An 8,637-nucleotide genomic window follows, 5' to 3' on the forward strand; every position below is an offset into this window, starting at 1 on the left:
CTGTCCTTGCACCTCCCGACTACGCGACGGGTGCCGCCAATCTCAGTTCTCAGTCGGGCTCGCGCAGGCGATATCCGACCCCCGTCTCCGTCGTGATGTAGTGGGGTTGATCCGGGCTTTGCTCGACCTTCTGCCTCAGTTGCCTGACATAGACGCGCAGATATTGCACATCCGCGGCCGGTCCCCACACCTGCTTCAGCAGAAACTGATGGGTCAGCACCTTGCCGGCATGCTGGGCGAGCACGCGCAGGATGTCGTACTCCTTCGGTGAAAGCTTGATCTCCTTGTCATCGATCTTCACGATGCGCTTGACCAGGTCGATCGACAGGCCACCTGTCTTGAAGATTGCTTTCTCGCCCTGCTGCTGCAGGCGGTGGCGAAGTGCCACGCGGATACGGGCGCCAAGCTCGTTCATTCCGAAGGGCTTGGTCACATAGTCGTCGGCGCCGGTCTCCAGCGCCTTGACGATACCGGCCTCGTCGGTGCGGCTCGAAAGGATAACAACGGGCACGGACAGACCCGCCTCGCGCCATTCCCGCAGCAAGTCGTGGCCTGGTTTGTCGGGGAGACCGAGGTCGAGGACAATAAGGTCCGGCGGGTCATCGGTTGCGGATTGCAGCGCAGCACCTGCGCTTGCAGCCTCGTTGACGTCATATCCTTGCGCGGTCAAACCGACACGAAGCAACTTGCGAATTGGGGGCTCGTCGTCGACGACGAGAATCTTGACGGCTGAGCCGGTCATGGCAGTTCGTCCAATTTGGGAATGTCGTTAGGTATGGGAAGGCGAATGGTGAATACCGCGCCGGACCGATCCGTGCGGTTGCCGGCAACGATCGTGCCGCCCATTGCCTCGATGAAGCCTCGGCTGATCGAAAGACCGAGGCCGGTTCCGGCGCGCACCTGATCGCCTTTGCGCACGCGGTAGAAAGTGTCGAATACGCGGTTCAAGTCCCCGGGTGGAATACCAGGTCCCTCGTCGGAGACCTGGATGATGACGTTTTCCTCATCCGCTCTCGCTGAGATACGGATGACCGAGCCTTCAGGCGCGTATTTGGCCGCATTGTCGAGCAGGTTGAAAACCGCCTGCTCGAACAGGACGGCATCGACGCGGACCATCGGCAGATCCGAAGGGATCGACATGTCTGTCTTGTGATGCCCAAGGATTTTTGCTGCCCGACGCATTGCGCTGCCGGCGATATCACCGGCATAGTGCAGTGCGTAGTTGGGTTCCATCGCGCCCGATTCAATTCTGGTCATGTCGAGCAGATTGGCGATGAAGCGGTTCAGGCGCTCGGATTCGTCAATGACCGTCGAGAGAAGATCGTTGCGATCGTCCTCCGGCATGGAGTGGAAATACTCGCGCAACGTCCCGGAGGCGCCGAGGATAGCGGCGAGGGGGGTCTTGAGGTCGTGCGAGATCGAGGTCAGCAGGGCGGAGCGCAGCCGGTCGGCCTCAGCCGCTAACTTGGCGCGGTCCACATCTGCGACGAGCTGAATGCGTTCGACTGCAAGGGCTGCCTGGTCGGCAAGCGCATCGAGCAATCGCTGTTGTTCCGGCGTCAGGAGCGGGCCGTCGCGGCGGTCGCTGTCGAGCCCGATAACGCCGACGGCGGTACGCCCGGTGCGAAGTGGCACGTAAAGGCGTTGCGCGCCGGGCAAGGTATCGGCGCCGCGGCCTGCGGCATGATTGTGCTCCCAGGCCCAACGAGCTGCGGCTATATCGGCATCGACAAGCGTATCATCCGGCGGATAGCCTGCCTTGACGGCGATCGTATCGCCTTCGGGCAGCAGCAGCACGACGCGGACTTTCAACATGGAGGCAAGCTGGAAGGCGGTCGCCCACAGGACGTCGTCGAGCGTGCCCGTGCCTGCGAGCTTCTTGGAAAAGAGGTATAGGTCTTCTGTCGTGCGGGCGCGCTGCCGCGCCGCCGCGGCCTGCCGCTGCACCGTGGCCGTCAGGTTGCTGGCGATGACCGCGACGACCAGGAAGAAGACGAGCGCAATCACGCTCTCTGGATCGCTGATCGTCAGCGTATAGCGAGGCGGCAGGAAGAAGAAGTTGAAGGCGAGCGCGCTTGCCACGCAGGCATAGAGCGCCGGCCGTAGCCCGTGAAGAACGGCCGATGTGAGCACCGCCATCAGGAAGACGAGCGCGAGATTGCGGACGTCGAGCACCTGATCCAATATGACGCTGACGCCGAGCGCGATGGCGACGTAGGCGGTCGCCAGGAGATAACCTTTCAGATCGAATGGCTGGCCTGTCGACGCCGCCTCGACACCGCGGCTTTTCAGAGCGTCCGTTTCTCGCCCTGAAATGACGTGAACGCTGATGTCGCCGGCGCGCCGGATCAGTTGGTCGGCAAGCGAGCGCGTCATCATCTCGCGCCATGTTTGCTTCTTGGGCGCGCCGATGACGATATGCGTGACGTTGTTGCTGGTAGCATAGCGAACCAGCTCTTCGAGAATGCTCGATCCCGGCAACGTCAGGGCTTCGCCGCCGAGTTGCTCCGCAAGCCGCAAGGTCGCTGCTGCCGTATCGCGATCGGCCTCGCTCAGATGCAAGGAACTTGCGGTCTCGATGTGAACGGCGGTCCACGGTGCTCGCAGCCGCGATGCCATGCGGGCCGCATAGCGCACCAGCGAGGCCGAACGCGGATGGTGGTCAACCGAGACGAGGACACGCTCGCCCGCGGCCCAGGGACCGGGAATGGCATGGGCCTGCATATGGTTGAGCAACTGATCATCGACCCGCTGCGCGGTGCGCCGCAGCGCCAGTTCGCGCAAGGCCGTCAGGTTGCCCGGGGTAAAATAGTTGGTCAGCGCCCGTTCCGCCGTTCTCGGCATGTAGACCTTGCCGTCGTGCAGGCGCTTGATGAGATCATCCGGAGTCAGATCGATGATCTCGACATCGTCGGCCATGTCGATGACGGAGTCCGGGACGGTTTCCCGCACCCGGACGCGGGTGATCTGCGAGACAACGTCGTTGAGGCTCTCGACATGCTGGATGTTGAGCGTCGTATAGACATTTATGCCGCGCTCCAGCAATTCCTTGACGTCGAGGTAGCGCTTTGGATGACGGCTCCCTTCCGCATTGCTGTGCGCCAATTCGTCGACGAGCACCAGATCCGGCTTTCGCGCGAGTATGGCGTCGAGGTCCATCTCCTCCAGCGCTCTGCCCTTATAGTCGGTGCGAATGCGGGGAATGATTTCGAAACCCTCGACAAGGGCCTCGGTTTCCTTGCGGCCATGGGTTTCGACGATGCCGATGACGACATCCTGGCCGTCGGCTATTTTTGCGCGGCCCGAAGCAAGCATTTCATATGTCTTGCCGACACCGGGGGCGGCACCAAGAAAAATCTTCAAACGGCCGCGTGCTTCGGCGCGCGCTTTTTCGAGCAGCGCCTCGGGCGACGGCCTGCCGGCCTGTTCGCGGCTATCATCTGGCATCCACGTGATCCTTGTTCACTGGAAGAGGCCCTTGCGCCGGCTCGACAAGACGCAAGGGCCTGCAATTTTCACTGAGTCATAGAAGCATCAAGTGACTGATTCAATGCCAGAACATTGACCGTAGGTTCGCCAAGAATACCGAGCTCACGGCCCTGAACGGCATTGTCCACGAGCGTTTTCACCTTGCCTTCATCCATGTTCCGCGCCTTTGCGACGCGCGGCACCTGGAAGTATGCGGCTTCAGGCGAAATGTGCGGATCGAGACCGCTACCGGATGCCGTCACCAGGTCTGCCGGGACTTCGGCGTTGGGGTTCGAAGCCTTGGCCGTGTTGTAGTCACCTTTGACGCGGTCGATCAGCTTCTGGTTGGTTGGGCCGAGGTTCGAGCCGCTGGAGCTCGTAGCGTCATAACCATTGGTGCCGGCGGCGGAAGGACGGCCGTGGAAATATTTGTCGCTGGTAAAGGCTTGGCCGATCAGCGTGGAGCCGATCACCTTGCCGTCCTTTTCGACCAGGCTGCCATTTGCCTGGGTCGGAAAGATTGCCTGGGCGACGCCGGTCATTGCGAGCGGATAGACAAGACCGGTGATAGCTGTCGTTGCAACGAGCAGGACGATTGCCGGACGTAGTTGTTTCAACATGGATTTAACTCCTTAGGCGAGGCCGATTGCCGTGATGATCACGTCGATCGCCTTGATGCCAATGAAGGGGACGATGATGCCACCGACGCCGTAGATCAGCAGGTTGCGGGAAAGCAGTGCGCCGGCACCGATCGGACGATAGCGGACACCCTTCAGCGACAGCGGGATCAGCGCGATGATGATCAAGGCATTGAAGATGATGGCCGACAGGATGGCGCTCTGCGGCGTGCCGAGGTGCATGATATTGAGCACGCCGAGTTGCGGGTAGAAGGTCAGGAACATTGCCGGGATGATGGCGAAGTACTTGGCGATGTCGTTGGCGATCGAGAAGGTCGTTAGCGCGCCGCGGGTCATCAGCAACTGCTTGCCGATCTCGACGATTTCGATGAGCTTCGTCGGGTCGCTGTCGAGATCGACCATGTTGCCGGCTTCGCGTGCCGCGACCGTGCCGGTGTTCATGGCGACGCCGACATCGGCCTGAGCGAGTGCCGGAGCATCGTTCGTGCCGTCACCGCACATGGCGACCAGCTTGCCTTTCGCCTGCTCCTCGCGGATCAGCGACAGCTTGTTTTCAGGCGTCGCCTGGGCAAGAAAGTCGTCGACGCCGGCTTCTGCGGCGATTGCCGCAGCCGTCATAGGGTTGTCGCCAGTGATCATGACGGTGCGGATACCCATGCGGCGCAGTTCGGTGAAGCGCTCGCGGATGCCGCCCTTGACGATGTCCTTCAGCTGGATGATGCCGAGCAGACGTCCGTCACGGGAAACGGCAAGCGGTGTGCCGCCCGACTTGGCGATCTCGTCGGAGATGGCCTGCAGCTCGCGCACGGTCTCGCTGCTGTTGCGGGCAGACGTGTCGCCACTGACATGGGCAAGTATGGCGTCGACCGCGCCCTTGCGGATGGAAGAGCCTTCGACGTCGACACCGCTCATGCGGGTCTGGGCTGTGAAGGGCACGAAAGTAGCCTTCAGGCTTCCCATGTCGCGACCGCGAATGGAGTATTTCTCCTTGGCGAGAACGACGATGGAACGGCCTTCCGGCGTTTCGTCGGCAAGCGAGGCGAGTTGTGCCGAGTCGGCGAGTTCCTGTTCGGTGACGCCGCGGACCGGACGGAACGTGGTGGCCTGGCGGTTGCCGAGCGTGATCGTGCCCGTCTTGTCGAGCAGCAGCGTGTCGACGTCGCCTGCAGCTTCCACCGCACGGCCGGACATGGCAAGCACGTTGAAGCGGACAAGACGGTCCATGCCGGCGATGCCGATGGCCGAAAGCAGGGCGCCGATCGTGGTCGGGATAAGCGTCACGAAGAGTGCGACGAGGATGATGATCGGGATCGAGCCGCCGGCGTAGGCCGCAAAGCTCGGAATCGTCGCCGTAGCGAGAACGAAGATCAGCGTCATGCCTGCAAGCAGGATGTTGAGTGCGATTTCGTTCGGCGTCTTCTGACGTTCGGCGCCTTCGACAAGCGCGATCATGCGATCGAGGAAGGTGGAGCCGGCGGCCGCGGTGATGCGAACGCGGATCCAGTCGGAAAGTACCTGCGTGCCGCCTGTTACAGCCGAGCGGTCGCCGCCGGACTCACGAATGACCGGGGCCGATTCACCCGTGATCGCGGCTTCGTTGACCGAGGCAACGCCTTCGATCACTTCACCGTCTGACGGAATGATGTCGCCGGCTTCGACGAGCACGAGATCACCGACCTTGAGGCTGGTGCCGGGCACCATGCGGTAGCCGGTGCCATTGTTGGCGGTCAGCAGCTTTGCCTGCGTTTCGGTGCGTGCCTTGCGCAGGGAGTCGGCCTGCGCCTTGCCGCGACCTTCTGCGACGGCTTCGGCGAAGTTGGCGAACAGCACCGTAAACCAGAGCCAGAGATTGATCTGGAAAGAGAAGGCGAGGTTCCCGCCGCCTGTCACGAGGTCGCGCAGGAAAAGGACGGTTGTCAGGGTTGAAACCGCAGCCACGACGAACATGACCGGGTTTTTGGCAAGCGTGCGTGGGTTCAGTTTCTTGAAGGCGTCACCCACCGCCGGAATGAGGATGCGAGAATCCATGATACTCGCTGATTTTGCCTGGCTCATAAGAGAACTCCAGCTTGAATAAGAGGGCAGCGTGACCGGCGGGGCCGGTCAGCCGTGTAAAAATCGAAAGGCAGCAAGGGTGACGAGGAGCGCGACCATCATGAAGAGTATGATGTCGGAGGCACGGGCCATCCGTTCTGTTTCACGCCCCGGCAGTCCGGGGCGTGGATTGAGGGGCCTTCGAAGTCTGGTGAACATCAGACGCGACATGGCGGATCATCCTTAGAAAGTCTGACCGGCGAGCGCGACGAGGTGTTCGACGATCGGTCCAAGCGCAAGCGCCGGGAAGAAGGTCAGGCCGCCGACGATCAGGATCGTGCCGACGAGAAGGCCGACAAAGAGCGGACCATCGGTCGGGAACGTACCTGCCGAAGCGGGAACCGTCTTCTTGGTGACGAGCGAACCGGCAACCGCCAGGGCCGGAATGATAACGAGGAAGCGGCCCATCAGCATGTCGATGCCGAGCGAGATGTTGTACCAGGGCGTGTTGCCGGTCAGGCCACCGAAGGCGGAGCCGTTGTTTGCTGCGCCTGATGTATAGGCGTAGAGGATTTCGGAGAAGCCATGTGGCCCACCGGTGCCTACGGATGCCACGGCCGAGGGAAGAACGGATGCGATGGCAGTCAGTACCAGCATCGCAAGCGGCAGGCAGAGAATGGCAAGGACTGCCATCTTCATTTCCTTGGCTTCGATCTTCTTGCCCAGATATTCCGGCGTGCGGCCGACCATCAGGCCGGCAACGAACACGGCGACAACGATGAACATCAAGATGCCGTAGAAACCGGCGCCGACGCCGCCGACAATGACTTCGCCGAGCTGCATGTTGATCAGCGGAACGAGACCGCCGAGTGCCGTGAAGCTACCATGCATGGCATTGACGGCGCCGCACGAGGCAGCCGTCGTGATGACCGCGAACAGCGAAGACATGGCAACGCCAAAGCGGACTTCCTTGCCCTCCATGTTGCCACCCTGCAGGCCAAAGGCATGCATGAGCGGGTTGCCGGCAGCTTCCGCCCAGTAGGTGACGATGACACCGGCGATGAACAGAACGCCCATCGTGGCAAGGATCGCCCAGCCCTGGCGCTGGTTTCCGACCATACGGCCGAAGACGTTGGTCAAAGCAGCGCCGATCGCGAAGATCGTGACCATCTGGATGAGATTGGAGATGGCATCCGGGTTTTCGAACGGATGAGCGGAGTTCGCATTGAAGAAGCCGCCACCGTTCGTGCCGAGCATCTTGATCGCAAGCTGCGAGGCGACAGGCCCAACGGCGATCGTCTGCTTGGCGCCCTCTAGCGTCGTGGCGTCGACATAGGGTCCGAGCGTTTGCGGCACGCCCAGCCAGACATAGACCAGCGTCAGCACGATGCAGAGCGGCAGCAGAACGTAAAGTGTGGCGCGGATCATATCGACCCAGAAGTTGCCGATCGCCCTACCGGATGCGCGGGAGAACGCACGGATGAAGGCGATTGCAATCGCGATGCCGGTTGCCGCAGAGAGGAAGTTCTGCACCGTGAAGCCCGCCATCTGCGTCAGATACGACATGGTGCTTTCGCCGCCGTAGTTCTGCCAGTTGGTGTTGGTGACGAAGCTGACGGCGGTGTTGAACGAAAGCGCCTCCGGCACGGCGGCCATACCCGCCGGATTGTAAGGCAGCATGCCCTGCAAACGCAGCAGCGCGTAGAGCAAGAGGACGCCGAGCAGATTGAACATCAGCATGGCGAAGGCATAGGAGGTCCAATGCTGGTCCTCTTTTTCGCTGGTGCCGGCAATACGATAAAGTCCCCGTTCCAAGGGAACGAGAACGGGCGATAGAAATGTGCGCTCGCCATTGAAGACACGCGTCATGTAACCGCCGAGCGGTTTGACGAGCACAAGGACGATCCCGCAGTAAAGCAGGATCTGTAGCCATCCGTTGAGGGTCATGGGGTTAACTTTCCGTTCCCGGTTGCTTTGCGAAAATCAGAAGCGCTCGGGGCGAATGAGGGCGTAGACGAGGTAAACGGTGATAAATAAGGTCACCGCGCCGCTGAGGACATAATCGAGGGTCATGGTTGCTCTCCGCCTATAGGCTGTCGCAGGCTTTGGTATAAACAAAGCAAAGAACGAAAAACAAAACGCTGGCCCCGATAAGAATAATATCCATCATCGATGTTGACTCCTGGGTTGTTCTTTTCTGGAGTCAGACAAGACAAAGGGCGCCGTCAAAGAAAGCGCCTTTTATTCTCTCTGGCATGGAGATGATCTTGCCGATCTCTCGAGCATTAATATGCGACCGAACCGCATAAACGTTCGAGACGGAGGGACGGCGGCCAATATAAAAATCTTATAAATGCCCGTCGGTGAGACCAGCCTAGCTAGTGCCCATCCATAAACGGTAAATCGCTGAAATTATTGACGGAATCGCGATACATCGGCGGGCAAAGCCCGGCGGTTTCAGGTATACTTTAGATCAAGCTACTGATTCTAAAGACGA

At 60.6% G+C, this 8,637-nt stretch carries 6 protein-coding genes; all 6 read right to left on the minus strand.

What is annotated here, in order from left to right; translation table 11 throughout:
* Positions 1-49 precede the first annotated feature (49 nt).
* On the minus strand, positions 50-742 hold the full coding sequence (locus DTW90_RS21375) for a response regulator transcription factor (protein ID WP_132523418.1): 693 nt from the start codon (positions 740-742) through the stop codon (positions 50-52).
* Positions 739-3,447: a sensor histidine kinase KdpD gene (locus tag DTW90_RS21380; protein ID WP_132523417.1), complete on the minus strand. Its 2,709-nt coding sequence runs from the start codon at positions 3,445-3,447 to the stop codon at positions 739-741. Before DTW90_RS21380 ends, DTW90_RS21375 begins: the two co-directional genes overlap by 4 nt.
* A 68-nt stretch (positions 3,448-3,515) precedes the next feature.
* Positions 3,516-4,088: a potassium-transporting ATPase subunit KdpC gene (gene kdpC / locus DTW90_RS21385; protein WP_132523416.1), complete on the minus strand. Its 573-nt coding sequence runs from the start codon at positions 4,086-4,088 to the stop codon at positions 3,516-3,518.
* A gap of 12 nt (positions 4,089-4,100) precedes the next feature.
* Positions 4,101-6,161 carry a potassium-transporting ATPase subunit KdpB gene (gene kdpB / locus DTW90_RS21390; RefSeq protein ID WP_132523415.1) on the minus strand — a complete coding sequence of 687 codons (2,061 nt, stop codon included), beginning with the start codon at positions 6,159-6,161 and terminating at the stop codon, positions 4,101-4,103.
* 222 nt (positions 6,162-6,383) lie between these two features.
* Positions 6,384-8,087 (minus strand): potassium-transporting ATPase subunit KdpA, encoded by a 1,704-nt coding sequence (gene kdpA, locus DTW90_RS21395; RefSeq protein WP_132523414.1) that lies wholly within the window; start codon positions 8,085-8,087, stop codon positions 6,384-6,386.
* 36 nt (positions 8,088-8,123) lie between these two features.
* On the minus strand, positions 8,124-8,213 hold the full coding sequence (gene kdpF, locus DTW90_RS21400; protein WP_132523413.1) for a K(+)-transporting ATPase subunit F: 90 nt from the start codon (positions 8,211-8,213) through the stop codon (positions 8,124-8,126).
* Positions 8,214-8,637: the final 424 nt, after the last annotated feature.

Origin of the sequence: Neorhizobium sp. P12A, from assembly GCF_008365395.1 — a bacterium.
Taxonomy (GTDB): domain Bacteria; phylum Pseudomonadota; class Alphaproteobacteria; order Rhizobiales; family Rhizobiaceae; genus Rhizobium.

What these genes read in the sequence shown, in the direction of transcription:
- kdpC (WP_132523416.1), bottom strand. Translation starts at nt 4,088, where the DNA reads ATGTTGAAACAACTACGTCCGGCAATCGTCCTGCTCGTTGCAACGACA.
- kdpA (WP_132523414.1), bottom strand. Translation starts at nt 8,087, where the DNA reads ATGACCCTCAACGGATGGCTACAGATCCTGCTTTACTGCGGGATCGTC.
- kdpB (WP_132523415.1), bottom strand. Translation starts at nt 6,161, where the DNA reads ATGAGCCAGGCAAAATCAGCGAGTATCATGGATTCTCGCATCCTCATT.
- DTW90_RS21380 (WP_132523417.1), bottom strand. Translation starts at nt 3,447, where the DNA reads ATGCCAGATGATAGCCGCGAACAGGCCGGCAGGCCGTCGCCCGAGGCG.
- DTW90_RS21375 (WP_132523418.1), bottom strand. Translation starts at nt 742, where the DNA reads ATGACCGGCTCAGCCGTCAAGATTCTCGTCGTCGACGACGAGCCCCCA.
- kdpF (WP_132523413.1), bottom strand. Translation starts at nt 8,213, where the DNA reads ATGACCCTCGATTATGTCCTCAGCGGCGCGGTGACCTTATTTATCACC.